Source organism: Bacillus thuringiensis (assembly GCF_001595725.1).
In the GTDB taxonomy this organism is placed as follows: domain Bacteria; phylum Bacillota; class Bacilli; order Bacillales; family Bacillaceae_G; genus Bacillus_A; species Bacillus_A thuringiensis_K.
Genome location: NZ_CP014282.1, coordinates 2,085,915 through 2,112,327 on the forward strand (window position 1 = coordinate 2,085,915; position 26,413 = coordinate 2,112,327).

Consider the following 26,413-nt stretch of genomic DNA (forward strand, 5'->3'; position numbering starts at 1 on the left):
AGAATATTCTATAAAAATTTCCTTGGAAATGAAAGTACAATTATTCTATATTTACGTTAAAACAAGACCTTATATTCCAAACTTAAAGTCTTGTTTTATTGTGTATAATATACATAATAAAATGTTGTTATTAGTTTTATAAAAAAGTTTAGGTAGGTGTTGTTTATATGAAAACGATAGGTCTTATAGGTGGTATGAGTTGGGAATCAACTTCAGAATATTATCGAATTATTAATGAAGAAATAAAAGAGAGATTAGGAGGGCTACATTCAGCAAAATGTTTGATTAATAGTGTGGATTTTGAAGAGATTGAACGATGTCAGTCTAGCGGAGATTGGGATGGTGCTGGAGAAATTCTAGGAATGCGGCATATTCATTACAAAAGGGAGGAGCAGACTTTATAATTATTTGTACAAATACAATGCATAAGGTAGTTGGAAAAATAAAGGCGAAAATTGATATTCCAGTCTTACATATTGCTGATGCAACTGCAAAAGAAATTAAAAGAAAAGACATTCAAAAGGTTGGTCTGCTTGGAACTAAATATACAATGGAGCAAGATTTCTATAAGTCACGTATAGAAGAAAATAATATAAAAGTAATAGTACCATCAGAAAAAAATAGAAAAGAAATAAATAAAGTAATATATACAGAATTATGTTTAGGAAAAATAGTATCTCAATCTAGAGAATATTATAAAAGAGTCATCGAAGAGTTAGTGCAAAAAGGAGCACAGGGAATCATATTAGGTTGTACAGAAATAGGATTATTAATAAAGCAAGAAAACGTATCTGTCCCGATATTTGATACAACTCATATACATGCAATTGAAGCAGTCAAGGTAGCTCTAGATAGAGTATAATTATATTATGTAAACTTGATTCGTATATCTGGAAAACATTCAGAAAATATTTTATAATGTAAGTGGTTACATTTAAGGGGGAATGCGTATGTTTTCAGTTCAACCAATCGCATTTGTACATAATGAAAGAAAGGAAATAAAAGATGATGAGTGGGGAGAAGTAAGATCCTATATTACTTTAACTGAAATGTATGCAGAAGAAAGTATACAAGGGATTGAAGATTTTTCTCATATTGAAGTTGTTTTTTATTTTCATAAAGTAACTGACGAGCAAATTCAGTATTTTGCTAGACATCCTAGAAATAATAAGGATTATCCTGAAGTAGGTATTTTTGCACAGCGCGGGAAAAATCGTCCGAATCGCATAGGTGTAACAATTGTCAAGATGATCAAAAGAGAAGGTAAATCAATTATTGTTGAGGGATTAGATGCTATTGATGGCACTCCTATATTGGATATAAAACCAATAATGAAAGGGTTTATGCCGACAGAAGAAATACACCAGCCTAAATGGGCAACGGATATAATGAGACAGTATTGGAAGGGGAATGGAGTAAAATGAGAATATATGAGGCAACAATTGCAGATTTAGATGGACTAGCATCAGTTTTTAATAACTATCGCATATTTTATAGACAAGATTCTGATTTAGAAGGGGCAAAAGTATTTTTACGAAATCGAATTGAGAGAAAAGAGTCCGTTATTTTCGTAGCAGTTGAAGACGGCGAATATATTGGGTTCACGCAACTATATCCATCATTTTCTTCTATTTCAATGAAAGAATTATGGATTTTAAATGATTTATTTGTACAAGCGGCGAAGCGTGGAGCCGGAACAGGTAAAAAATTATTAGAAGCTGCTAAAGAATACGCATTAGAAAATGGAGCAAAAGGTGTAAAATTGCAAACAGAGATTGATAATTTATCAGCACAACGATTATACGCTGAAAATGGCTATTTGAGAGATAATCGTTATTTCCATTATGAATTAACGTTTTAAATAATAATAGATTAAAAGAGGCGCTTTCATTTTGAAAACGCCTCTTTTAATTTGTATTATAGTTGATTTAAAATCCAGTTTGTTGCATCTTCAAAGTTATCTGCAATGTAGTTTGGTTCAATATGTGCCCATTTGTCTCGGTACGTATGCAAAGCATCATACCCAGCGCCTGTTCGGACTAGAATCGTTGTCGCATTTACTTTTGCCCCTGCAACAATATCAGTCCAGCGATCGCCAACTACAGCACATTGTGTTAAATCAAGTCCATGTTTTTTTGCTGCTTTAAGCAGCATGCCTGTACTTGGTTTACGGCATTCACAACCATCACCGTGTTTATGAGGACATACATAAACATCATCAAAACCGAAGCCTTCTAATTCTTGTACAAAATCGGCTACAGTTGCTATTCCATCTGCGATACCAGGTTGATTTGTGAAAGAGAAAATTTTTATATTTTTAGCTTTTAGTTTTTGCAAGGATGTTTTTGTGAATTGAAATAATGAAAAAGATCCTGGATAATGTATTGTAGTGTCACCACCAATTGTACCGTCACGATCAATGAAAATTGCTTTAATGTTTGTCATAGTTATAGTCCCTTCAATTTATAAGTAGTTTAAAAATGTTTTACAAATCGGTAGCCATTTACCTCATAGCCTAATTTTTTGTAAAAAGGATGAGCTTCTACTCTTTTTGTTCCACTAACTAGCCATGTGCCAATGCAATTATGTTTCTTTGCTAATTGTTCTGCATAATCCATCAAAACTTGTCCAATGCCTTTACGTCGTATGTTAGAATCAACGCTAATAATTGAAATCTCTCCATAACGTGTTACATCTTCTAAATTTTCACGTATACGAAATCCAAGTAATCCAAATATAGCTTCTTCTTCCTCGTAAACATATAAAAAATCAAACGGACTCATTTGTACGAATTGTAATCGATTGTTCATATCTTCATAGGAAATAGAGGAACCTTTTAATTCTTTCGTTAAAGAACAAAGTGCGTCTATATCATCTATCGTTGCTTCACGAATTTGAAAAGACATATTATCCACTCCAATAAAATGTAATCAAACATTTAATATTCTGTTAAAAAATGTTTTTTCCTGCCATAAAAATAAATATTTTATAATGATATATAGATAGTTATATGTTATTCTTTTCCTTGATTGTAACAGTTATATTTTTACAGTTTTATTTATTGCCAGCTGTGGTAGGCAGTGTTGTTTTTATTTTATTAATTGTATGGATTGTATTTCTACCATTAAAAAAGAGCCATTGACGGCTCTTTTTCTAGTCTGTAACACATTGATAAATAAAATATACTAAAACGAGTATACTTGCGGCGGAATACATGACATCTAAAGTCATCTGATCGCCTCCTTATTGTTGTTGTATTTTTATTGTATGAAATCTTACAATTTCATATTCAAGTGAAAAATATGTGAACGTTAACAAAATTGTAAAGTGCAAAAATTATAATCATTTTGTATAATAGAAGAAACCACCGTTATATAAAAAATAATGAGTGAAAGGGGAGGGAACATAAATGCCAAATTGGTTTAGAAAAACCTTAGTCGCATTAATTACCGTATTTACATTTGGTTTAGTGACGCCTCCTTCCATATTACTTGATAATGCCAAAGCTGCGGACAAGCCTACGAGCACAGCTGGGCAACAAAGTTTGGAGAGCACGTCCTATACATATGAAGAAACGAATGACAGGTTAACCACCGATACTTTTATTACTTATGCAATGCAAGAAGCAGAGAAGCAGTCGATGCAAAAGTTTGGTACTAAAATTGGTCCAGTAATTGAAGATGAATTTAAAGATGTAATATTACCAAAAATTGAAGAGGCAATTGCTGAGCTTGCTAGTGATGTACCAGAAGACTCACTACAATCATTAGCGATTTCTCAAAAACCAGCTGGTGGAAATAATGAAAAGATTTTTCACGTCTACGATACGAAATCAGGAAATGATTTATTGCGTTTCCATGTAAGAAGAGATCATCCGCCGCAAGATGGTTATTATTTTAATTTCCATTATCACCGTTTTGATGATGGATACTCTGGACATCATGAGTTAGGAAATATTTATTGGAATACAAATGTACCGCCGAAATGGTTGTCTTAAAAAGAACAAGAGAAAATCTTGTTCTTTTTTATTTTTATAGAAGGGACAGACAACTATGTTGTTGAATAACATAGGTTTAGAAAAAAGAAGCAAAAGGAGTATGGAGATGCAAAAATATATTGTTTTTGACTTTGATGGCACATTAGTAGATTCACAAAATATATTTGTACGGATTTATAATCAACTTGCTGAAAAACATGGGTATAAAGCAGTAAAGGAAGAAGAAATTGAGCATTTACGTAAATTAACGATGCCAGAGAGATGTAAACAACTTGATGTACCACTGTATAAATTACCGATATTAGCGTTGGAATTTTATAAATTATATCAGCCTGCTATAAAAAATCTCGTTTTGTTCCATGGAATGAAAGATGTATTAGATAAACTACATAAAAAAGGCTACGGAATTGCAGTCATATCATCGAACTCAGAAGAGCATATTCGGGCTTTTTTACACAAGAATGGTATCGAAAATATTCAAGAAGTGTATTGTTCTAAAAATTTGTTTGGTAAAGATAAAATGATAAAAAGGTTTTTAAAATCGAAAAAAATAACAGAGAAAGATATGTTATACGTTGGTGATGAACAGCGAGATGTAGCAGCGTGTAAAAAGGCTGAAGTGAACGTAATTTGGGTATCTTGGGGATATGATGTTATTGAAACAGTGAAAAAAGATGCACCAGATTATATGGTTCATAAGCCGATGGAAATTGTGGAAGTAGTACAAGGAGCGTATTCTTAATATGAATACACTTCGAGCAGGCATTCATCATATTGAATTTTGGGTAGCGAATTTGGAGGAGTCCATTTGTTTTTATAATAAGTTGTTTTCCATAATTGGATGGAGAAAGTTAAATGAAGTAGCATATAGCACAGGAGAAAGTGAAATATATTTTAAAGAAGTAGATGAGGAAATCGTAAGGACGTTAGGGCCTAGACATATTTGTTATCAAGCTATTCATAGAGAGGTAGTTGATGAAGTAGCAGATTTTCTTTCTAGTACGAAAGTGAAGGTAATACGTGGTCCAATTGAAATGAATCATTATTCGGAAGGTTACTATACGATTGATTTTTACGATCCAAATGGATTTATTGTAGAAGTTGCCTATACACCAAATGCAGAAATGTAAGGGGAATAGATATGAAGATAATTACAGCACGGCAAAACAATATACAAATTGTAAAAGATGCAGTGGATATTAAAGAAATTTCTAAAGGTTTTTCGCCTGATAAGAAATATATAATTACGAGTGCGAATAATGAAAAATATTTATTGCGGACAGGCGATATAAAAGAGTATGAAAGAAAGAAAATAGAGTTTCAAATTTTAAATGAAATGCAAAACCGTAGTGTGCAAGCACAAAAACCAATTGAAATGGGTTTGTTGGCAGAAGAAGGTTTATGCTATGGTATCTTTTCATATTTAGAAGGGGAGGAGGCGAAGAAGCTATTGCCTACGTATTCACCAAAAGAACAATATGATATTGGTATAGAGGCAGGAAAAGATTTAGCAAAAATGCATACATATGAAGCTCCTAATGATATACTTCCATGGTATGAAAGAGCAATGAAGAAACATAGTAAATATGTAGAGGCATACAAAACATGTGGAATAAAAATAAAAAATGATGATAAAATCATAAAGTTTATAGAAGAAAATGAAAAATATTTAAAGAACCGCCCGAATCGATTTCAACACGATGATTTTCACTTAGAAAATATAATTGTACGGGATGGAAAATATGTAGGTGTTGTTGATTTTAATGGCTACGACTGGGGCGATCCACTTCATGATTTTGTAAAAATTGCACTGTTTGCAAGGGACATTAGTATTCCGTATTCAATTGGACAAATAGAAGGATACTTTAATAGGAAAATACCAGAGGAGTTCTGGAAATTATACACGGTGTATGTTGGCATGACAGTTTTCTCCTCGATTGTCTGGACATTACGAGCAGCGCCGCATATGTTAGATGATATGTTAGAGCGTCTTACTATAGTTTTAGAGGATCATAATAACTTTGAGTTATCGAAGCCAATTTGGTTTCAACTAGATAAGATTGATAAGGAATAGAAAAGGTAGGTGTAATTCGCACCTACCTTTATTTTTTACCATCAAAATACTTATTTAATTTTCTTAAATGTAAGCGGCTGAGTACTTAATGTAGCTGGTACATATAACTGAAGGGATGGGAATTCACCACTTACATTCATTTCATAAGCGAATAATAAGCTCATTTTCATTTGGAATAAGTCAACTTTTGCAGAGAAGATGTCGTAATGATGATGCCCTAATTGAATATCCATTTCCATAAATTGTACATATAACGAATCATCTCGTTTGTATACTTGTAATGTTCCGTATGCAGGATGTTCAAAAGTACCAGTATAATCCTCTAACTTGTGCGAAGGTGTAGTCCCTTTAATTTGTTCAGGGAGGGATTCAGTTGCTTCTTTCATCATTTCCTTCATTTTTTTAGTATCTTCTACAGCACGTTTATGCCAATCAATGGATTCTAATTCAAGTAGTTCGTCATAAATTTGATTAGCCAGATAAGTAGGAAGTAATGTTCCTCCAGCATTCGTTAAAATGACAAGGCCTATGTTTTCTGTTGGTATGAATGAAACAAGCGCTGAAAATCCATCGATATTACCGCCATGATGAATCACTTTTTTACCACGATAAGCGCTAATAAACCAACCAAGACCGTAACTATTTAATGGAGATTCAGGGAGTGATAAAACCGGTTGATCTGGAATTGAATTGTGTGGTGTATACATTTGTTGTAATAATTCAGAGGAGATTAATTCATGATCTCCAAATTTTCCTTCATTTAAGTGGAGAAGTACCCAATTTGCCATATCTTCAATTGTAGAATTAATACACCCAGCAGCGCCAACTGTATCGATGTTATGGAATGGAACTTCTTTTATTTCACCTTCATTTTCAACGTAAGGTAAAGCATAATCATCTGTAGTTTGTGAATCTGTAACAGAGAAGTTTGTTTGATTCATATTTAAAGGCTCTAAAATATGTTCTGTAGTGTATTGCTCCCACGTTTGATTTGTAATGTTTTCAACAATGTAGCTAATTGTTGCATACATTAAGTTGTTATATAGAAATGCAGTCCGGAACGGTGCATCAAGTGGTAAATGTTTTATTTTTTCAACGAGATCTTTTCGAGATAAGGAAGAACTGTACCAAAGGGCCTCATGACGACTCACTCCAGTTCGATGAGAAGCTAAATCCAGTCCTGTAACTTGTGAGCTAGCAAGTAGTTCAGATAAAGTAAAGTTAGGTATATAAGACTGGATAGGGGTATCCCAATTAAACTTTTTTTGCTGTGCTAACAAACTTAATGAAAGTGTGCCAAATGCTTTCGTTGAGGAACCGATTGCGAATCGAGTATTCGGTGTAACAGCCTCTTTTGTTACTATATTACGATAGCCAAAACCTTCTGAAATAATAACGTCACCGTCTTTTATAACAGCGACAGCAGCACCAGGAACATTTAAATCCTTCATCATTTTTTCAACCGTTGTTTGTAAAGAAGTCATAACAGGCGTTCCAAGTTTAGACATACTTCTAACCTCCAAATATAAATTTTGTTCTACCGCACTATACTTTCGGTAATAGAAAATGAAAACCTTTTAAAATATGGAAAGTTAATAATTTTGTAAGAATTAATGTAAGAAATTTTATTAATTAAGATTATTAAATTTACCATTTTTCATGTTATGATAAATTGCATATACGATTGAAAGAAGGTTTTCCTACATATGAAACATGCTGAAAATGAATACTTAAATTTATGCCGCCATGTAATGGAACATGGTACGAAGAAAAAAGACCGTACAGGGACAGGCACTGTATCTGTATTTGGATATCAAATGCGTTTTGATCTAAGTAAAGGTTTTCCTTTATTAACAACAAAGAGAGTACCGTTTCGCCTTGTAGCAAGTGAACTGCTTTGGTTTATGAAAGGTGATACAAATATTCGCTATTTATTGCAGCATAATAATAACATTTGGAATGAATGGGCGTTTAAGAGCTGGGTAGAAAGTGATGAGTATACTGGTCCTGACATGACTGATTTTGGTCTTCGCTCACAACAAGATGAAGAATTTAAAGTACAGTACGATGAGCAAATGGAATTGTTTAAAAAGAACGTTTTAGAAGATGATGAGTTCTCAAATAAATATGGTTATTTAGGAGACGTTTACGGTAAACAGTGGCGTGCTTGGAAAACGACAGCTGGTGAGACACTTGATCAATTAAAAGATGTAATTGAAATGATTAAAAAAACACCAGACTCACGTCGTTTAATCGTTTCTGCTTGGAATCCTGAAGACGTACCAAATATGGCATTACCCCCTTGTCATACATTATTCCAATTTTATGTAGCGGACGGAAAACTTTCTTGTCAGCTATATCAAAGAAGTGGTGACATATTCCTTGGAATTCCATTTAACATCGCAAGTTATTCACTACTAACACATTTAATTGCACATGAATGTGGTCTTGAAGTAGGAGAATTTGTTCATACAATTGGAGATGCACACATTTATACGAATCATTTTGAACAAGTAGAAAAGCAATTGGCACGTGAACCACGTCCATTCCCGAAACTTACATTAAATCCAGATGTGAAATCTGTTTTCGATTTTGAAATGGAAGATTTAACGATTGAAGGATACGATCCGCATCCAGCAATTAAAGCACCGGTTGCAGTATAATTGTAGAGGAGATGAAAAAATGATTGTTTCATTTATGGTCGCTATGGACGAAAATAGAGTAATTGGTAAAGATAATAATTTACCTTGGCGTTTACCGAGTGAATTACAATACGTGAAGAAAACAACGATGGGTCACCCGCTTGTTATGGGAAGAAAGAACTATGAAGCGATTGGTAGACCACTGCCTGGAAGACGTAATATTATTGTAACTCGTAATGAAGGGTATCATGTTGAAGGCTGTGAAGTTGTTCATTCTGTAGAAGAAGTGTTCGAACTATGTAAAAATGAAGAAGAGATTTTTATTTTTGGCGGAGCGCAAATTTACGATCTCTTTTTACCTTATGTAGACAAGTTGTATATAACAAAAATCCATCATGCATTTGAAGGAGATACATTCTTCCCAGAAATGGATATGACAAATTGGAAAGAGATTTTTGTAGAAAAAGGTTTAACGGATGAAAAAAACCCGTATACGTATTATTACCATGTATATGAGAAACAACAATAATAATAAAGATTGATGTGAGAATTCACGTCAATCTTTTTATTTATATTCACCAATATAAGTTTATAGATGAGATTCGATAGTGCTATAATGAGAGGTAGCATGTAAAAATGCTAAAATTTTCAAAAGTACTAATATAGAAAGAGGAGGAGAATCGATTGAGAAAGATATGGGGGATTCTTTTTCTTTGCTTAACATTCATGTTAGTTGGATGTGGTAAAGAAGAAAAACCACAAGAAGTGTTTGATACATATGTAAAAGCGTGGAATAAACAAAAATTTGCAGATATGTATGATCAACTATCAAAAAATGCAAAAAAAGATATTTCAAAGAAAGAGTTTACTGAAAAATATGAGAAAATTTATTCTGGTATCGAAGTGAAAGACTTAAAGGTAGAAACAGGGGAAGTAAAAGAAGATAAAAAAGATGAAGGCCCTGTTCCTTTTAAAGTAAGCATGGATACAGTTGGTGGTAAAATTACATTTGGTCATGAAGCAAAAATGGTGAAAGAAAAAGATGGAGATAAAGAATCTTGGAAAATAGATTGGACTCCTGATTTTATTTTCCCTGGCATGACGAAAGATAGTAAAGTGCGTATGCAGACAACACAGCCAAAACGTGGTGAAATATACGATCGTAATGGAAAAGGTCTTGCAACGAATGGGAAAGCTTCTGAAATCGGATTGATTCCTGAAAAGTTAGGCGATACTGCTCCGCAAACGAAAGAAACAGTAGCGAAGTTGTTAAATATGTCTGTAGAAGAAATTGATCAAAAATTAGCTGCTAAATGGGTAAAACCAGGGTATCTCGTACCAATTGGAATTTTGCCTGAAGGGGCAACACAAAATACGTACATTGATTTACCAGGTGTTTCAACAAAACCTGTAAATGTTCGTACATATCCGTTAGGGGAAGCGGCAGCTCATCTGACTGGTTATATTGGAAAGGTAAATGCTGAAGATTTAAAAACGCTACAAAAGAAAGGCTATCAAGCTGATGATCCAGTTGGTAAAGCTGGTTTAGAGCAAGTATTAGAGGAAAAGCTACGCGGTAAAAAAGGTGGCCGTGTCTTTGTAGAAGATGCGCAAGGAAAAGAAATTAAAAACTTGGCAAAAACAGATGCTGTTGATGGAGAAAATGTAACTTTAACTATTGATAGTGTTGTTCAAGAAAAAACGTATAATGAAATGAAGGGCGAAGCTGGTTCAAGTGCAGCAATTAATCCGAAAAGTGGAGAAACAATTGCACTAGTAAGTAGTCCAGCATATGATCCTAATATAATTGCACGAGGGACATCAAAGGCACAACGCGAAGCGTGGAATAATGATCCGAAAAAACCAATGACAAATCGCTTTACACAATTGTCGGTACCAGGTTCTGTATTTAAACCTATTACAGCTGCAATTGGTCTTGAAACGAAAACGATTGATCCAAAAGAAGAGTTGAAAATTGAAGGATTAAAATGGACAAAAGATTCTTCTTGGGGTAATTACTATGTAACGCGTGTGAAAGATGCAAATCCGATTGATCTTGATAAGGCGATGAAATACTCGGATAATATTTACTTCGCACAAGAAGCTTTAAAAATCGGAAAAGACAAGTTTATGAGTGAAGCAAAAAAATTCGGATTCGATGAGAAACTACCAATTGAATATGGATTCCCTGCTTCTAAAATTGCAAATGACGGTATTAAAAATGATATTCAAATGGCAGATACAGGATATGGACAAGGACAAGTATTAATGACTCCTCTTCATTTAGCTTTAACGTATGCGCCAATTGTAAATGATGGAGCGATTCCGTCACCGTATATTATTAAAACAGATAAACAACCAAAAGCTTGGAAAGAAAATGTAATTTCTAAAGGAAATCAGGATATATTAAAAACTGCAATGACGAAAGTAATTAATGATCCAGATGGTACAGGGAAAATTGCTAAAATTGATGGCATGACTCTTGCTGGAAAAACAGGTACAGCGGAATTAAAAGTATCAAAAGAGGCCGAAGGAAAAGAACTAGGTTGGTTCGCTGCATTTGATTTAAATTCACCAGATGTGGTCATTACAATGATGATTGAAGATGTAAAAGGTAGAGGTGGAAGTAACATTCCAGCTGAAAAAGTAAAACATGTTTTTCAAAAATAATATGTAATAAAAGACTATCTCTATAATTTATAGAGATAGCCTTTTTGTGTGAGAAGTCTTAATATCTGTATACTAAATTTTAAAGAAACAAAATAAATCATTAACTTACGAAAAAAAAGTAGCTATTTTTTATTGACATCGATTGAAACTTTTTGTATCATACTTACATAAGGTAAGTTATTAACTTTCGAAAAATAAATCTTGAATTAAAGATAAAGAGAAAAAAGGGAGAGAATACAATGACAAAAGTACTATTTATTACAGCAAATCCAAATTCAGCAGAAGGTTCTTTCGGAATGGCAGTAGGGGAAGCTTTCATCGAAGCTTATAAAAACGAACATCCACAAGACGAAGTTGTAACAATTGATTTATTCAACACTACAGTACCAGCAATTGATGCAGATGTATTTGCTGCTTGGGGTAAATTTGCAGCAGGTGAAGGCTTTGAAGCTTTAACTGAAGTTCAACAACAAAAAGTAGCAGCAATGAACACAAACTTAGAAACATTTATGAATGCAGATCGTTATGTATTCGTAACTCCAATGTGGAACTTTAGCTATCCACCAGTAGTAAAAGCATACTTAGATAACGTAGCAATCGCAGGTAAAACATTCAAATATACTGAAAATGGTCCAGTCGGCTTATTAGAAGGTAAAAAAGCACTTCACATTCAAGCAACAGGTGGTGTATATTCTGAAGGAGCATACGCAGCTGTAGACTTCGGTCGCAATCATTTAAAAACTGTATTAGGATTTGTTGGTGTAAATGATACTGAATATATTGCAGTTGAAGGTATGAATGCAAACCCTGAAAAAGCACAAGAAATTAAAGAAGCCGCAATTGCTAATGCTCGTGAATTAGCAAAACGTTTCTAATATAGAATGCTTAAAAAGTCCAAACACTTGCTGTTTGGACTTTTTTTCTTCTTTTTCCTTCGTTTGTCTAGTATAATGAAGGTCGGAATGATAATAGGTGGGGGTTCTGTATGATTCAAACGTTTTTTAAAATCTTTTATTTAATTTTAATTGTAATTGCGATTACACCAAGAATGTGGCGTCTTAAAAGACAAGTAAATATGATGGCGCCAAAAGAAAAAGATAATGCTGTGTACAAAACGACAAATTGGTTTGGTAAGAAAATGGTACGTGTAGCTGGAGGGACAGTAGAAGTTAAAGGACTTGAAAATGTTCCGAAAGACAAGCCGGTACTAGTTGTAAGTAATCACCAAAGTAATATGGATATCCCTGTTTTACTAGGTTACTTAAATAAACCAATTGGATTCGTGTCAAAAGCAGAGATTAAAAAGTTCCCAGTTGTACCAACTTGGATGGAACTGATGAATTGTGTATTTATGGATCGTAGCGATCGTCGTCAATCTCTTAAAGCAATTAAAGATGGAATCGAACTATTAAAGAATGGACATTCTATCGTAATTTTCCCAGAAGGAACGAGAAGTAAGGGTGGGGAAGTTGGAGAGTTTAAGGCTGGTAGTTTCCATCTTGCAGTAAAGTCAGGTGTAGCAATTTTACCTGTAACGTTAGATGGTACATATAAGATGTTTGAAGCGAATGGAAATCGTATGAAGCCAGCTCATGCAATAGTAACAATTTCTAAGCCGATTACACCTGAAGATTATGCGAATATGGATATTAAAGAATTAACGAAGCATACACAGGAAGTTATCGCATCACAATTACATAAGTAATAAAAAAGGTTTCAGCTTATAGTAAGCTGAAACCTTTTTTATTATGCTGTAGGTAAGACATAAAAGAGTACACAGAAGAACATCATCGCACTACCACCTAAAACGAAAAGATGCCATATGGCATGGTTGAAAGGTAGCTTTTCCCAAAGGAAGAATATAGCTCCGACAGAATATAAAATTCCTCCTGCTAAAAGTAGTGAAAAACCATGTCCAGTTAGATTTTCATAAAGTGGTTTAATGGCAACGATTATGAGCCAGCCCATAATGATGTAACATAAAGTTGATGCCTTTATAAAGCGACGTACAAAGAAAATTTTGAAGATGATACCTCCGATTGCAAGTGTCCATATAATAGCAAGCAACGTCCATCCTAATGGCCCACGAAGTGTAATAAGTAGAAAAGGAGTATACGTGCCAGCAATTAATAAGTAAATGGCTGAATGATCTAAAATAGTAAATACTTTTTCTACTCTAGGATGATGAATGCTATGTAGCAACGTTGAAAACAAGTACAGTAAGAACATGCTTACACCATAAACAGTAAATGCAACTACAGCTGATGCGGTACCATGCTTTGAAGCATGAATAATCAATATGATTAAGGCAGGGATGCTTAAAATGGCACCGATACCATGTGTAATTGCATTTGCAATTTCTTCTTTTACAAATTGGGTCATTCGTGTCATTTTTTCAGTCATAATGCAAATCCTTTCTACTATCATAAAGTGAAACTTTAATCAGTGGGGGGCATCCCCCACTGATTATTAGTTGAACCAATCGGGCTTTTACGGGCAGTTGAGCCCCCACGTAACTTCTTGGCTTGCATTGAATTTTGAGGTGGTGGTTCTTACTGCCCGTTAAAGCGGGATAAAATAATATGTCATTTCCCTTACCATATCATACACAAGAGCAATAGAAAATGAAATTTGTATAATTGATTATATTTTTGAATTTTTTTGACAAAAGACAATGGATTTGTTGACGTTTTCAAACTTTTTTGACAAAATAAAATTATGTAATAGTAGGACAAGGAAACTACTAATAAAGGGGATGGGGAAATGTTTTCAAATATTGGCTTTCCAGGGTTAATTTTAATTTTAGTAGCAGTACTCATTTTATTTGGACCTAAAAAATTGCCGGAAATCGGGAAGGCTTTAGGGGAAACGTTAAAAGAGTTCAAAAAATCAACGAAAGAATTGACAGATGACGCATTTCAAGAAAAGGAAAAGAAAGAAAAAATGTAGTGTATTTTCCTTGTAATGGATAAATAAAGTGTGGTGAACGAGATGGAAGATCGGGAAATGAGTGTAGTAGAACATATTGTTGAGCTTCGAAAAAGAGTAATATATACGGTGTTATCCTTTGTACTATTTTTAATTATTGGATTTACTTTTACAAAGGATATTTATTTTTGGCTTGTAAAAGATTTACCAATGAAATTAACTGTTCTCGGTCCAAGTGATGTATTGTGGATTTTTTTCTCGATTGCTACAGTATTTGCTATCGTTTGTACAATTCCTTTTGCTGCTATACAAATTTGGTTATTTGTAAAACCAGGTTTACATCCAAATGAACAAAAGTTGACAATAATGTATATACCGGTATTGTCTATATTATTTATTGCAGGTTTATGCTTTGGATATTTCGTTGTAATGCCGTTTTTATTTCATTTTTTAACTACGATAGGTAATGAAATGTTTAATACGATGTTTACGACAGAAAAGTATTTTCATTTTGTTCTTAATTTAACAGTTCCATTTGCTGTAATTTTTGAATTGCCTGTAGTAGTAATGTTTTTAACGAGTATTGGACTATTGACGGCGGAACTTCTAATAAAAATAAGAAGGTATGCTTACGTAGCATTGATTATCATTGCGTCGTGTATATCACCGCCAGATTTTTTATCTCATAGTTTAGTTGCGGTACCGCTTATTTGTATTTATGAAATTAGTATTGCTTTATCAAAGATTGTTAGTAAGCGAAAAAAGAAAAGAGAAGAAGAAATTCAGTCGAAAAGTGCCTCGTTATAAAGGCACTTTTTTTATTTATTTGTTATACTCTAGCTATAAACGTATACAATATAGAGAAGAAAAAAAATATAGAATCTCCAAAATTTAGACAAACTTTGCGCTTTTATAAGTTTATACTAAATATATTAAGCAATATACGGATAACGAGTCCTCGTCTTATTAGAAATTTAGGATGAGGGATGGATTAGGTGGAGATGAATAGAGTATAAATCTTCTAACCATAAGGACTACAGAGATTGTCTAAGGATACTTTTGTATTCATGGGAGTCGCCACTTTAAACAACGTGTTACAAGCGTAAAGTAGAAGTTCAAAAATCCAATGAAAAAGAGGATTGATATTGTGATTACGAAAAGTTTTTATTTCACTCATTCAACAGGGGATTGTATTAAAATATTTGAAATCCCTGTCCTACAGGCACAGCATCCATTATCGTTTCTAATTCAGTCTCGTCTTCAATTATTTATTGCAAAAATTCAAAAACAAAAACACCCAAGATTTTCATATTCTTTCCGTGAATATTTACAAAAATGTTTGAAGTGGAATGATTATTTAAATGTATATAAAACAAATACCCTTGAAAAAAATGCATGATACGAAGTACGGACAGGGTTAGTAAACTCTGTCTTTTTCATTTTAGGTATGAAAATATAATTAATTTGATGAAATTTCGTTCCAAATTGTTGAAAGCAATGGGAATACTAGTATAATAACAAGGAGAGCGTATTGGAAAGGGAAGAAGTATAGTATGCAAAAAATTAAAATTGTAACAGATTCAACGGCAGATTTATCACAAGACGTAATCGAAAAATATGACATTCATGTTTTACCATTATCAATCTCTGTAAATGGACAAACATATTTAGATCGCGTTGATTTACAACCTGACGAATTTATTGAAGAAATGATTAAATCAGAGGAATTACCAAAAACATCACAACCAGCTATGGGTACATTTGTAGAAATGTATGACAAGCTAGGGGAAGATGGAAGCGAAGTCCTTTCTATCCATATGACAAGTGGAATGAGCGGTACTGTAGCAACTGCAAATAGCGCTGCATCAATGACCGATACAAAAGTAACAGTTGTTGATTCTCAATTTATTACACATGCTTTAGCATATCAAGTAATTGAAGCTGCAAAAATGGCAAATGACGGACGCTCACTAGAAGAAATTTTAAAACGTGTAGATGAAGTAAGAAAGAATACTCGTTTATATGTAGTAGTGGATACATTAGAAAACTTAGTGAAGGGTGGACGTATCGGTAAAGGAAAAGCGTTTATCGGTTCGCTACTTAATATAAAGCCAATTGCTAGTCTTGAAGACGGTGTTTATAATCCTGTAACGAAAGTTCGTAGCCAAGGCCAAATTGTAAAAACATTAGCTAAGTTATTTGAGCAAGATACGGCTGGAAAAGTTGTAAAAGCTGTTGCAATTCCGCATGCGAAAGCAATTCCTTTAGCTGAAAGTATGAAAGCGGCGGTTGAAAAAGTGAGTGGATTTGCTCAATCAGAAATTTTCTATACAACGCCTATTATTAGTACTCATACAGGTCCGGGCGCAATCGGATTTATGTATTTAGCAGAGTAATAAAAAAGCTACTTGAAAATATATTTCAAGTAGCTTTTTTATGTAAATAGAAAGTAAGAAATAAGAAGAGCTACACAGGCACTACCGCTAATGATATAGCGAGTCTGTAAATATTCATTCATAGAAAGCACCCTTTATCCCGCTATTTGCGGACAGTAAAACTCTCTACCTCAAAATTAGCTGGAGCAAAGAGGTAAGGTAGCGGGCTGCCCGTAAAAGCTTGATTATTTGCCTTCACTATAGGATTTTCTATATTATATGTTGGATATAGAAAATCAGTCATTACGTTACACATGTAAAGTTTCAATTTTTTCGTTTATTTGCTTATCATTTGTTGCGTTACTATAAATAAAAGTTTGGCCTAAAAAGAGTACATGCAGTTGTTCCCATGGTAACATGCGCAAATTCCAATTATTTCGAAGTCTAGTTATTGCCTCGCGGGGTGTTTCATCGGCGAGTGCAAAAGCTCCGTAATGCATCGGTATAAAATGCGTAGCGTTTAAATCTAAATAAGCTTGCACGGCCTCTTCAGGTGAAACATGAGATACTTTCATAAACCATTCTGGTTCATAAGCGCCAATGGGCATAAGAGCAATATCAATTAAAAAGCGTTCACCAATTTCTTTGAAACCTTGGAAATAGCCACTGTCGCCACAAAAATATATGGTTTCCATATTCGTTTCATTATCAATAATCCATCCGCCCCAGTGAGACGTATTCATATCAAATAAGAATCTTCTTGTCCAGTGCTGAGCAGGTACGAAGTGAAAAGAAACTTCGTTAATTATCGTACTTTCCCACCATTTATACTCTTCTACATGTTTAAATTTCTTACGAGTAAATAATTTTTTTAATCCAATAGGTACAAGATATAGAACATCATCATTCAACTGACGAAGAGTTGAAAAATCTAAATGATCATAATGACCATGTGAAATAAGGACAATATCAATTTTAGGTAGTTCTTCTATAGAGAGTCCAGGTTCGGTAAGTCTTGGAACTAGCTTTAATTTATTAGCCCATACTGGATCTGTTAATATATTAAGTCCATTCGTTTGAATAAGAAAAGTGGAATGCCCAATCCATGTGACAGTCGTTTTTTCAACATTGCTTTGCAAAAATGCACTTTGTTTAACGGGTGATTGTTCTACTAAGAAAGAAAAATCTTTTTTGTTTTGCTTTCGTTCTTTACGCCAGCGTAAAAAAGAGCGAATTGATTTTTTTGTACTAACATTATCCATATTTTCATAGCGCTTTGCCATGAACATCACCTCATTTAAAATCGTTGTATTTGTATTGTACCGAAATGTTGTTAAGGAATACAGTGTAAAACATGGATTAATGTTTAAGGAATTGTTAAAAAATAGGGAGAGGTATTTACAAAAGTAACAATAAAATTAGTTTTATCAATTCTATTTAGAGAAATAATAGTAAAAAAATATATTTTATCTAGTAATTCGCTTGAAATAAAGAAGTAACATGCGTAAAATCGTACGATTTCGTGAACAAATGTAGTAAACAATTTTCTCGTAGTGTTAACTTTTGTTATTATAAACATAACCTATTTAAATTTAGGATAGAGAAAAGAGGTTTATAAATGAAGCGTTATCAAAAAATAATTGGTCTTATGGTTGTATTTTGTCTCTTTGTACTTGCCGGATGTAGTGAATCAGGTTCAAAGCTTCGTAAACCATTAAATTGGGATTTAGAAACTTTCCAATTTACAAATCAAGATGGAAAGCAATTCGGTACAAAAGATTTAAAAGGGAAAGTTTGGGTTGCAGATTTTATGTTCACAAATTGTCAGACAGTTTGTCCGCCAATGACTGCAAATATGGCCAAGCTGCAAAAGATGGCAAAAGAAGAGAAATTAGACGTTCAGTTTGTTTCATTTAGTGTAGATCCAGACCTTGATAAGCCAGAAAATCTGAAAGCTTTTATTCAGAAGTTTACAGAGGATACTAGTAACTGGAATTTATTAACAGGGTATTCGTTAGAAGATATTACAAAGTTTTCAAAAGATAATTTCCAATCACTTGTAGATAAGCCGGAGAACGGTCAGGTCATACATGGTACATCATTTTATTTAATTGATCAAAACGGAAAAGTAATGAAAAAGTATAGTGGCATTAGTAATACGCCATATGAAGACATTATACGTGATATGAAGCGATTAGTGGATTAAAAATAAGGGTGCATAGCACCCTTATTTTTTTGCATTAGTCTATGGATAAAATGTCATGTTGCTGGGGAAGTTTCGGCGCTCGAATTTCTAATACGCCGTTTTGATAAGAAGCTTTTGCCGCTTTTTTATTAATTGAATACGGTAACTTAATCAATCTTGATGCTTCTGAAATGGAACGTTCTCGGCGATAATAGTTATGGGATGTTTGTTCTTCTTCCTCTTCAAGTATCTCTTCTTTTACAGAGACTTTTAAGTATTCACTTTGTATTTCAATTTGAATTTGTTCTTTTTGTATACCTGGTAGTTCAGCTGTAACAACGAGTTCTTCACCAACTTCATATAAATCTACAGGGAATGTTAATAAACGGTTTCCTTTTTGGAAAAAATGATTTAAATCAGCGATTACATTGCGAAGAGGTGTTTGCTCGAAGAAATCATCAATTTGCTTTAAGTAATTACGAACCGGTGGGCGAGAAGAATCTTTTTTTTCTTCACTCATGGTATTCCCTCCTAGAAATCAATTTGCAATATCATATGACAAAAGCGGAGAAAGGTGAGTGCCTAGTTTTCATGTTTTCATAAAAAATTGTTAAAAATGTGAAATGGAGTGATTTTTTTATAGTTTTTGGTCGCCATATTCAGTTGATTATGCTAGTATAAATAGGGTTGATATAGTAGTATAGAGACAGAATGAAAACTGAAAGAGGGTAAGAAGTATGTGTGGTTTTGTAGGATGTTTATGTGAAAACCCTAGAGAGTTTTCAGAAACAGAAAAACATCAATTTGAAAATATGAACACGATGATTTTCCACCGTGGTCCAGATGACGAAGGATATTTTCGTGATGAACATGTACAATTTGGCTTCCGCCGTTTAAGTATCATTGACTTAGAGGCAGGACATCAGCCGCTAACTTATGAAAATGATCGATATGTAATTATTTTTAATGGTGAAATTTACAACTATGTAGAATTACGTGAAATGTTACTTGAAAAAGGTGCAACGTTTGCAACGCAATCTGATACAGAAGTTATCATTGCATTGTATGCACATATGAAAGAAAAATGTGTAGACTACCTTCGTGGTATGTTTGCATTTATGATTTGGGATCGTGAAGAAAAGAAACTTTTCGGTGCACGTGACCACTTCGGTATTAAACCTTTATACATCGCACAACAAGGTGATACTACATTCTTCGCATCTGAGAAGAAAAGTATTATGCATGTGATGGAAGATAAAGGCGTTAATCCAACGTCACTACAACATTACTTTACGTACCAATATGGTCCAGAGCCAGAAACGTTAACAATTGATGTTAATAAAATCGAGCCTGGTCATTATTTCGTAAAAGAAATCGGTAAAGAGATGGAAATCCATCGCTACTGGAAACCTTATTTCAATGCTTCAAGTGCAACGAAAGAGGAGCATATCCAAGCGATTCGTGATGTGTTATATGATTCAGTAAAAGTGCATATGCGTAGTGATGTACCAGTAGGTTCATTCTTATCTGGTGGTATCGATTCATCTATCATCGCTTCTATCGCAAGAGAAATGAATCCAAATCTTTTAACATTCTCTGTTGGTTTTGAGCAACGTGGTTTCAGTGAAGTTGATGTTGCGAAAGAAACTGCTGAGAAATTAGGCGTTAAAAACCATAACGTATTCATTTCAGCGAAAGAATTTATGGATGAGTTCCCAAAAATCATTTGGCATATGGATGATCCTTTAGCTGATCCAGCAGCTGTACCATTGTACTTCGTTGCGAAAGAAGCACGTAAACATGTAACAGTTGTTCTTTCAGGTGAAGGCGCAGACGAGCTATTTGGTGGTTATAACATTTACCGTGAGCCAAACTCACTAAAAATGTTCTCTTACATTCCTAGCCCAGGTAAGAGCGTTCTAAAAGCATTAAGTGGTGCTCTTAAAGAAGGGTTTAAAGGTAAGAGCTTCCTAGAGCGTGGATGTACACCAATTGAAGAGCGTTACTATGGAAATGCTAAAATCTTCCGTGAAGAAGAAAAAGCTGAATTAATGAAGTATTACAATGAAAGTGTTAACTATATGGATATCACGAAACCATTGTATAATGAGATTAAAGATTATGATGATGTAAGTAAAATGCAGTACATTGACATGTTCACATGGTTACGCGGTGACATTTTATTAAAAGCTGATAAAATGACAATGGCAAACTCATTAGAACTTCGTGTACCGTTCTTAGATAAAGAAGTATTCGATGTTGCATCTAAAATTCCAACTGAATTTAAGATTGCTAACGGAACTACGAAAGCTATTTTACGTGAAGCAGCACGCGGAATCGTTCCAGATCACGTATTAGATCGTAAAAAACTTGGATTCCCAGTACCAATTCGTCACTGGTTAAAAGACGAAATGCATGATTGGGCTATAAATATTATAAACGAAAGTAAGACAGAGCATTTAATCGACAAACAGTATGTATTAAACTTACTGGAAGCACATTGTGCAGATAAAGGCGATTATAGCCGTAAAATTTGGACTGTACTTGCGTTTATGGTATGGCACCAAATTTATGTTGAGCATAAATACGATACGAATAAGTTCCATGAAGAAACAAAACGTGCGTATAGCTTAGTTTAAATAGAAAAACCTTAAGATCGCATACGGTCTTAAGGTTTTTTTCATAAATAGGAAGTATTATTGATACAATAATAGTAAAAGGATGGACAACATATGATTACGTTTGAGAAAGTTACTGTAGAAAATGAAAGCGTTGTTAAAGAAATGTTTAAATCGCATAGTTTAGGTGAGAAAAAGGTACAGTACTGTGTAAAAGTTGATGATACATATATTGGTGTAATAGATTATAGTGTACAAGAGGAACAGGCTGTTTTATCACAGCTAATTATTCATTTTGATTACCAAGGTTACGGTTATGGTACAAATACGTATTTTACATTTGAAGAAATGATGAAACAAAGAAATGTGAAAGAAATAAAAGTGCTACAAGAGAAATTAACAGAAAAGGCGAAGTCTTTCATAGAGAGTTTTGGTTTTGCTTCAGAAGATGAAGAGTATGTAAAGAAAATATAACGATGATTATTTATGCGATACAATAAACATAAGGCAGGTGGATGTATGACGATGACTTCTGGTCTTGTATTAATTGGAGGGTGCTTTATAGTAGCAGAATTATGTCATATAATCATTCGGAAAAGAATGAGTAAGAAAAAAAAGCCGTATGAATTACAATACGTCTCTGTCTTTTTCATTATGTTTTGTATGCTTAGTACATTACAAAATCTAATGAACTTTCCACCACTTTTAAATGTTTTTTTAAAGTTCGGTTTACTTTATAGTGGTGTTGGAATAGCACTTTTATTTATTTTATTTTGCATACGTTATGTTCACTATCAATCGTATATATTTATTTTAAATTGGTTAAAGCAAGATGATAGAAACCGCCTTACATAAGGCGGTTTTTTTATTTGCAATTGTAACAGAACTTGTACATTTCACATAAAATAGGACGAGTAGAAATGCAAACATATTACAAGAAAGGGGCGGGGCAATAAAATGAAACTTGTTATAGACGCAGGGCACGGTGGATATGATTCTGGTGCTGTTGGTAATGGTTTAGTAGAAAAAAACTTAACACTTCAAATTGCTAGACGCGTTCGAGACATTTTAACGGTAAATTACCCAATTACAATTAAAATGACACGTGATAGTGATGTGTTTATTTCTTTATCGGAACGTGCTAATATGGCTAATGCTTTCAGTGCGGATTATTTTATTTCATTTCATATTAATAGCGGCGGGGGTACAGGTTTTGAAAGTTATATTTATAATGCGTTATCCAATACCAGCACTGCATATGCAAAGCAACAAAAAATGCATACAGCTGTCAATCCTGTATTAACAAAATACGGTCTTCGTGATCGAGGAGCAAAAAAAGAAAATTATGCGGTATTAAGAGAAACCACAATGGATGCAATTTTAACTGAGACTGCTTTTATTGATACAGCGTTTGATGCAAATTTATTAAAAAATCCACAATTTATTGAAGATCTAAGTCAAGCGTATGCAAATGGAATAGCAGCTATTTTTGGAGTAGATCCAAATCCACAACCGACACCTCAAACGAAGGGAATCGCTTATATTCTTGGGAAAAATGTAAATTTAAGAAATGGTCCATCAACTTCTTCCTCAGTTATTCGTCAATTAAATTCTCCAGAATCTTACGTTGTATATCAGGAAAGTAACGGATGGCTAGATTTGGGGAATGGACAATGGGTGTATAATGATCCTTCTTACATTAATTTTGTAAAGACAAGCAACAGTGATGGAAGCCCGATTGGGGTTGCATATATACAAGGGATGAATGTAAATTTAAGAAGTGGTCCATCAACTACATCTGCAGTTATCCGCAAATTAAATTCTCCAGAATCTTATTTAGTATATATAAATGAAAATGGTTGGTTAAACCTTGGTGGAAATCAGTGGGTATATAATGACCCAGCATATATTAAATATACTCAATATTAGGAATTAAAATGATAATGCAATATGGATGCGTATTCTTGTTATGTATAACAAGAATACGCATTTTAATAACAACATTTATTTTCATACTTATGCACTATGTTTTAAAAAGAAACATTAGAAAAGCGGATAGAATCTAAATAGTATATATTAAAAAAGTTTTCTGATATACATTGACAATGTATGTAACATCCATTAATCTTTAATTGTTAATGATAATCGATTTCATCTAGGGAGGACATATGATACATACTAAAAAACTAATTATGTTCTGCATTACGATACTCATGGTTGTAATTGCAGGATGTAGTAAAGAAGAGAAAAAAGAAAATAATATATCAGCGAAAGCAAAAGATTCATATACGATAAAGCATGCAATGGGTGAAACGATAGTAAATGGTACACCTAAAAAAGTTGTTGTTTTAACAAATGAAGGCGCAGAGGCTCTCCTAGCTGTGGGCGTAACGCCAGTGGGGACTACGAAACCACGTGCTGGTGATGAATGGTATCCTCATATAGCGAAAGAGTTAAAAAACACGGAAGTTGTAGGAACTGAACGTGATATTAATTTAGAGGCTGTAATGAAGCTTAAGCCAGATTTAATTATCGGAAATAAAATGCGTCATGAAAAAATATATGATCAGCTAAAAGAAATCGCACCAACTGTTTATGCAGAAACATTACGCGGTGATTGGAAAGAAAACTTTACACTTTATACAAAAGCTGTAAATAAAGAAAAAGAAGGGCAGAAAGCTCTTGATGATTATAAAAAACGTATTGAAGGAATGAAAGAGAAGTTAGGCGATAATTTGAATTCTAAAGTTTCTATTATTCGTTTCGTACCAGGTGACGTTCGTATTTATCAAAAAAACTCATTCTCGGGCGTTGTTTTAAATGATATTGGATTTAAACGACCACCATTACAAGATAAAGATGATTTTGCGATAAAAGGAATTACAAAAGAGCAAATTCCAAATATGGACGGAGACTACTTATTCTATTTCACGTCTGATAAAGATGCAGATAAGAATAATGAAGGAAATTCGTTAGCAAAGGAATGGATAGAAGATCCACTCTTTAAGCAACTACAGGCTTCTAAAAATAATAAAGTATTCCAAGTAGACGAGGTAATCTGGAATACAGCAGGCGGTATTAAAGCTGCGAACCTTATGTTAGATGATATTGAAAAATATTTCCTTAAATAAATGATAAAATACATCACTTTTACGAAGTGATGTATTTTTTGTTTGTGAAAATACAGAAAATTCCTTCTTTCAGGGTGTCATAAGTTGTACAATAAAATCAATCATGTGATAAAGGAGTGGGGAAGAATGAAAGCTACTCATAAAGATTGGATCTTGTTTAATGGGAGAATGATTAATACGAAGGAAGAACAGCCGATGGTAGCATTAGAAGAGCGAGGCTTCCAATTTGGTGATGGGATTTATGAAGTATTTAGACTATACGACGGCAAGCCTCATTTATTAGATTTACATTTGAAAAGATTCTTTAATTCTATGGCAGAAATAAAACTAATTCCACCATTTACGAAGGAAGAATTAGTAGAAGAGTTATATCAAATGATTGAAAAAAATCAATTTCAAGAAGATGGGAATGTATATTTACAAATATCAAGAGGTGCACAACCGCGCAATCATGTATATGAATCAGATTTACAACCGACATATTTTGCAAATCTTGTTTCGTTCCCAAGACCAGTTGCTTCAATGGAGGCAGGGATTAAGGTGACAGTAGAAGAGGACATCAGGTGGAAGTTTTGCCATATAAAATCTTTAAATTTGCTTCCTAATATCATGATCAAAAACAAAATAAATGAACAAGGTTATCAAGAAGCAATATTAGTACGAGATGGTATTGTGACTGAAGGATGTCATTCCAATTTCTTTATCGTGAAGAATAATAAGTTAATTACACATCCAGCGGATCATTTCATTTTACATGGTATTACACGTCACTACGTAATTACATTAGCGAAAGAGTTACATATCGATGTAGAGGAACGAGAGTTTTCATTACAAGAAGTATATGACGCTGAGGAGTGCTTCTTTACAGCGACGCCACTTGAAATATTCCCAGTCGTTCAAATTGGTGATGAACAGTTCGAGGCTGGTGAAAGAGGACCAATTACGAAAAAACTACAAGCTGCATACGAAGAGAGTATTCGTTTGTTTAAAGTGACAAATTAATCATGAAGAAAAAAGCTGGTATTCTTCCGGCTTTTTTTCATGATATAATTCAAGCATAGGACAAGTTTTGAAAACGCTGTAAAAAGGGGATTTAATATATGAATTATGAAGATTTTAAAGAAGTAATTCACGGAAGACGAAGTGTTAGAAAGTTTACAGATCAAGAAGTATCTACTAATGATATAAAAGAAATAATTGATTGTGCTCGTTACGCACCGAGTGATACCAATTCACAAACGTGGGAATTCTTAGTTATCATGAATCGAGAGAAGATTAAAGAAATTGAACAAATGACATGGGATGCATTACATAAACTTGCGGCAAAAGCAGCAGAAAATGGAGAAGAGAAAGCAGGGAAATTACTTACACGTTCTTTCGGACCATATGCAACAGCTTTCTCGGAGGCACCAGTATTAATCGTATGTTTGGCAACACCATATGAATCAAAGTTCCGTGAAAAGATATTTGATCCAATTGCTTTTGTTCCAAATTCAGTTTGGGAAGAAGAAGGCATTAAGAGTAGTTGTTTAGCGGCACAAAACTTAATGTTAGCTGCACATGCAAAGGGGCTTGGTACTTGTCCAATGACAGGGCCAGTATTGCTAGCTCAAGATGAACTGCGCCAATATTTACAAATTGAGCTTGAAAAACAAATAAATATGGTTATTTCACTCGGATTTCCGAAAGATAAACCGAAGAAACTTCCAAGAAAAGAAGTAGATGAGATTACAACGTTTGTTTTTTAATTGCTGTATAGAAAAGACATTGAACTAACAATGTCTTTTTATTTT

The 26,413-nt window shown here is 33.7% G+C and carries 29 protein-coding genes and 1 pseudogene; 24 read left to right on the forward strand and 6 right to left on the reverse strand.

Features of this window, described 5'->3' with window-relative positions:
- Positions 1 to 167: 167 nt before the first annotated feature.
- The 3 genes and pseudogenes from AXW78_RS10650 (at position 168) to AXW78_RS10660 (ending at position 1,861) form a co-directional block, all read left to right on the forward strand.
- A pseudogene (locus AXW78_RS10650) lies at positions 168 to 862 on the forward strand (aspartate/glutamate racemase family protein).
- Positions 863 to 950: 88 nt separating this feature from the next.
- Positions 951 to 1,424, forward strand: a complete 474-nt coding sequence (locus AXW78_RS10655; protein WP_046946354.1) for an SAM-dependent methyltransferase — start codon at positions 951 to 953, stop codon at positions 1,422 to 1,424.
- A complete protein-coding gene (locus AXW78_RS10660; RefSeq protein ID WP_001223853.1) occupies positions 1,421 to 1,861 on the forward strand; it encodes a GNAT family N-acetyltransferase in 441 nt (146 codons plus the stop codon). Before AXW78_RS10655 ends, AXW78_RS10660 begins: the two co-directional genes overlap by 4 nt.
- Positions 1,862 to 1,917: 56 nt before the next feature.
- Here AXW78_RS10660 and AXW78_RS10665 read toward each other — a convergent pair whose 3' ends face one another.
- Both AXW78_RS10665 and AXW78_RS10670 read right to left on the reverse strand, forming a co-directional pair.
- Complete coding sequence (locus tag AXW78_RS10665) at positions 1,918 to 2,445, reverse strand: HAD-IIIA family hydrolase (RefSeq protein ID WP_061884117.1); 528 nt, start codon at positions 2,443 to 2,445, stop codon at positions 1,918 to 1,920.
- A gap of 29 nt (positions 2,446 to 2,474) precedes the next feature.
- Positions 2,475 to 2,906, reverse strand: a complete 432-nt coding sequence (locus tag AXW78_RS10670) for a GNAT family N-acetyltransferase (protein WP_000009776.1) — start codon at positions 2,904 to 2,906, stop codon at positions 2,475 to 2,477.
- 503 nt (positions 2,907 to 3,409) lie between these two features.
- On the opposite strand from AXW78_RS10670, the gene AXW78_RS10675 reads away from it, so the two are divergent.
- The 4 genes from AXW78_RS10675 (at position 3,410) to AXW78_RS10690 (ending at position 6,071) form a co-directional block, all read left to right on the forward strand.
- Complete coding sequence (locus AXW78_RS10675) at positions 3,410 to 3,997, forward strand: YpjP family protein (RefSeq protein WP_001134421.1); 588 nt, start codon at positions 3,410 to 3,412, stop codon at positions 3,995 to 3,997.
- 106 nt (positions 3,998 to 4,103) lie between these two features.
- Complete coding sequence (locus AXW78_RS10680; protein WP_001175004.1) at positions 4,104 to 4,739, forward strand: HAD family hydrolase; 636 nt, start codon at positions 4,104 to 4,106, stop codon at positions 4,737 to 4,739.
- A gap of 1 nt (position 4,740) precedes the next feature.
- Positions 4,741 to 5,127 carry a VOC family protein gene (locus tag AXW78_RS10685; protein ID WP_001094649.1) on the forward strand — a complete coding sequence of 129 codons (387 nt, stop codon included), beginning with the start codon at positions 4,741 to 4,743 and terminating at the stop codon, positions 5,125 to 5,127.
- Between the two features lie 11 nt (positions 5,128 to 5,138).
- Positions 5,139 to 6,071 carry an aminoglycoside phosphotransferase family protein gene (locus AXW78_RS10690; RefSeq protein WP_000692076.1) on the forward strand — a complete coding sequence of 311 codons (933 nt, stop codon included), beginning with the start codon at positions 5,139 to 5,141 and terminating at the stop codon, positions 6,069 to 6,071.
- 50 nt (positions 6,072 to 6,121) lie between these two features.
- On the opposite strand, the gene AXW78_RS10695 is transcribed toward AXW78_RS10690, so the two are convergent.
- Positions 6,122 to 7,579: a serine hydrolase gene (locus AXW78_RS10695; protein WP_000040029.1), complete on the reverse strand. Its 1,458-nt coding sequence runs from the start codon at positions 7,577 to 7,579 to the stop codon at positions 6,122 to 6,124.
- Between the two features lie 198 nt (positions 7,580 to 7,777).
- Here AXW78_RS10695 and AXW78_RS10700 point away from each other — a divergent pair, with 198 nt between their 5' ends.
- The 5 genes from AXW78_RS10700 to AXW78_RS10720 all read left to right on the forward strand — a co-directional run bounded on the left by AXW78_RS10700 (position 7,778) and on the right by AXW78_RS10720 (position 13,088).
- A complete protein-coding gene (locus AXW78_RS10700; protein ID WP_061884118.1) occupies positions 7,778 to 8,734 on the forward strand; it encodes a thymidylate synthase in 957 nt (318 codons plus the stop codon).
- 19 nt (positions 8,735 to 8,753) lie between these two features.
- On the forward strand, positions 8,754 to 9,242 hold the full coding sequence (locus tag AXW78_RS10705; RefSeq protein WP_000637212.1) for a dihydrofolate reductase: 489 nt from the start codon (positions 8,754 to 8,756) through the stop codon (positions 9,240 to 9,242).
- A gap of 155 nt (positions 9,243 to 9,397) precedes the next feature.
- Complete coding sequence (gene pbpC, locus AXW78_RS10710) at positions 9,398 to 11,383, forward strand: penicillin-binding protein 3 (RefSeq protein ID WP_001227259.1); 1,986 nt, start codon at positions 9,398 to 9,400, stop codon at positions 11,381 to 11,383.
- Between the two features lie 239 nt (positions 11,384 to 11,622).
- On the forward strand, positions 11,623 to 12,258 hold the full coding sequence (locus AXW78_RS10715; protein ID WP_000170025.1) for an FMN-dependent NADH-azoreductase: 636 nt from the start codon (positions 11,623 to 11,625) through the stop codon (positions 12,256 to 12,258).
- 110 nt (positions 12,259 to 12,368) lie between these two features.
- Positions 12,369 to 13,088 (forward strand): lysophospholipid acyltransferase family protein, encoded by a 720-nt coding sequence (locus tag AXW78_RS10720; RefSeq protein ID WP_000616574.1) that lies wholly within the window; start codon positions 12,369 to 12,371, stop codon positions 13,086 to 13,088.
- Between the two features lie 41 nt (positions 13,089 to 13,129).
- On the opposite strand, the gene trhA is transcribed toward AXW78_RS10720, so the two are convergent.
- On the reverse strand, positions 13,130 to 13,786 hold the full coding sequence (gene trhA, locus AXW78_RS10725; protein WP_002163996.1) for a PAQR family membrane homeostasis protein TrhA: 657 nt from the start codon (positions 13,784 to 13,786) through the stop codon (positions 13,130 to 13,132).
- Between the two features lie 360 nt (positions 13,787 to 14,146).
- Here trhA and AXW78_RS10730 point away from each other — a divergent pair, with 360 nt between their 5' ends.
- The 4 genes from AXW78_RS10730 (at position 14,147) to AXW78_RS10745 (ending at position 16,707) form a co-directional block, all read left to right on the forward strand.
- Positions 14,147 to 14,332, forward strand: coding sequence for a twin-arginine translocase TatA/TatE family subunit (locus AXW78_RS10730; RefSeq protein WP_000492443.1), 186 nt, complete (start codon positions 14,147 to 14,149; stop codon positions 14,330 to 14,332).
- A gap of 42 nt (positions 14,333 to 14,374) precedes the next feature.
- Positions 14,375 to 15,118: a twin-arginine translocase subunit TatC gene (tatC, locus tag AXW78_RS10735; protein WP_000390118.1), complete on the forward strand. Its 744-nt coding sequence runs from the start codon at positions 14,375 to 14,377 to the stop codon at positions 15,116 to 15,118.
- A gap of 340 nt (positions 15,119 to 15,458) precedes the next feature.
- On the forward strand, positions 15,459 to 15,710 hold the full coding sequence (locus AXW78_RS10740; RefSeq protein WP_000629011.1) for a DUF2535 family protein: 252 nt from the start codon (positions 15,459 to 15,461) through the stop codon (positions 15,708 to 15,710).
- A gap of 154 nt (positions 15,711 to 15,864) precedes the next feature.
- Positions 15,865 to 16,707, forward strand: a complete 843-nt coding sequence (locus AXW78_RS10745) for a DegV family protein (protein WP_001169470.1) — start codon at positions 15,865 to 15,867, stop codon at positions 16,705 to 16,707.
- A gap of 287 nt (positions 16,708 to 16,994) precedes the next feature.
- On the opposite strand, the gene AXW78_RS10750 is transcribed toward AXW78_RS10745, so the two are convergent.
- A complete protein-coding gene (locus tag AXW78_RS10750) occupies positions 16,995 to 17,969 on the reverse strand; it encodes an MBL fold metallo-hydrolase (RefSeq protein ID WP_001129635.1) in 975 nt (324 codons plus the stop codon).
- A 335-nt stretch (positions 17,970 to 18,304) separates the two neighbouring features.
- On the opposite strand from AXW78_RS10750, the gene AXW78_RS10755 reads away from it, so the two are divergent.
- The gene (locus AXW78_RS10755; protein ID WP_000833333.1) at positions 18,305 to 18,892 is read left to right on the forward strand and encodes an SCO family protein; all 588 of its coding nucleotides are present in this window, start codon (positions 18,305 to 18,307) and stop codon (positions 18,890 to 18,892) included.
- Between the two features lie 34 nt (positions 18,893 to 18,926).
- Here AXW78_RS10755 and AXW78_RS10760 read toward each other — a convergent pair whose 3' ends face one another.
- Positions 18,927 to 19,391, reverse strand: a complete 465-nt coding sequence (locus tag AXW78_RS10760) for an Hsp20/alpha crystallin family protein (RefSeq protein ID WP_001288085.1) — start codon at positions 19,389 to 19,391, stop codon at positions 18,927 to 18,929.
- 217 nt (positions 19,392 to 19,608) lie between these two features.
- On the opposite strand from AXW78_RS10760, the gene asnB reads away from it, so the two are divergent.
- From asnB to AXW78_RS10795, 7 genes are all read left to right on the forward strand, one after another.
- The gene (gene asnB / locus AXW78_RS10765; RefSeq protein WP_000333816.1) at positions 19,609 to 21,510 is read left to right on the forward strand and encodes an asparagine synthase (glutamine-hydrolyzing); all 1,902 of its coding nucleotides are present in this window, start codon (positions 19,609 to 19,611) and stop codon (positions 21,508 to 21,510) included.
- Positions 21,511 to 21,603: 93 nt separating this feature from the next.
- The gene (locus AXW78_RS10770) at positions 21,604 to 21,963 is read left to right on the forward strand and encodes a GNAT family N-acetyltransferase (RefSeq protein ID WP_000627518.1); all 360 of its coding nucleotides are present in this window, start codon (positions 21,604 to 21,606) and stop codon (positions 21,961 to 21,963) included.
- Positions 21,964 to 22,014: 51 nt separating this feature from the next.
- A complete protein-coding gene (locus AXW78_RS10775) occupies positions 22,015 to 22,344 on the forward strand; it encodes a hypothetical protein (protein ID WP_000200462.1) in 330 nt (109 codons plus the stop codon).
- 102 nt (positions 22,345 to 22,446) lie between these two features.
- Positions 22,447 to 23,418 carry an N-acetylmuramoyl-L-alanine amidase gene (locus AXW78_RS10780; protein ID WP_061884119.1) on the forward strand — a complete coding sequence of 324 codons (972 nt, stop codon included), beginning with the start codon at positions 22,447 to 22,449 and terminating at the stop codon, positions 23,416 to 23,418.
- Positions 23,419 to 23,657: 239 nt separating this feature from the next.
- A complete protein-coding gene (locus tag AXW78_RS10785; RefSeq protein ID WP_000581996.1) occupies positions 23,658 to 24,620 on the forward strand; it encodes an ABC transporter substrate-binding protein in 963 nt (320 codons plus the stop codon).
- Between the two features lie 126 nt (positions 24,621 to 24,746).
- Positions 24,747 to 25,622 carry a D-amino-acid transaminase gene (gene dat / locus AXW78_RS10790; RefSeq protein ID WP_000648388.1) on the forward strand — a complete coding sequence of 292 codons (876 nt, stop codon included), beginning with the start codon at positions 24,747 to 24,749 and terminating at the stop codon, positions 25,620 to 25,622.
- 98 nt (positions 25,623 to 25,720) lie between these two features.
- Positions 25,721 to 26,368, forward strand: a complete 648-nt coding sequence (locus AXW78_RS10795; protein WP_001105286.1) for a nitroreductase family protein — start codon at positions 25,721 to 25,723, stop codon at positions 26,366 to 26,368.
- Positions 26,369 to 26,413 lie beyond the last annotated feature (45 nt).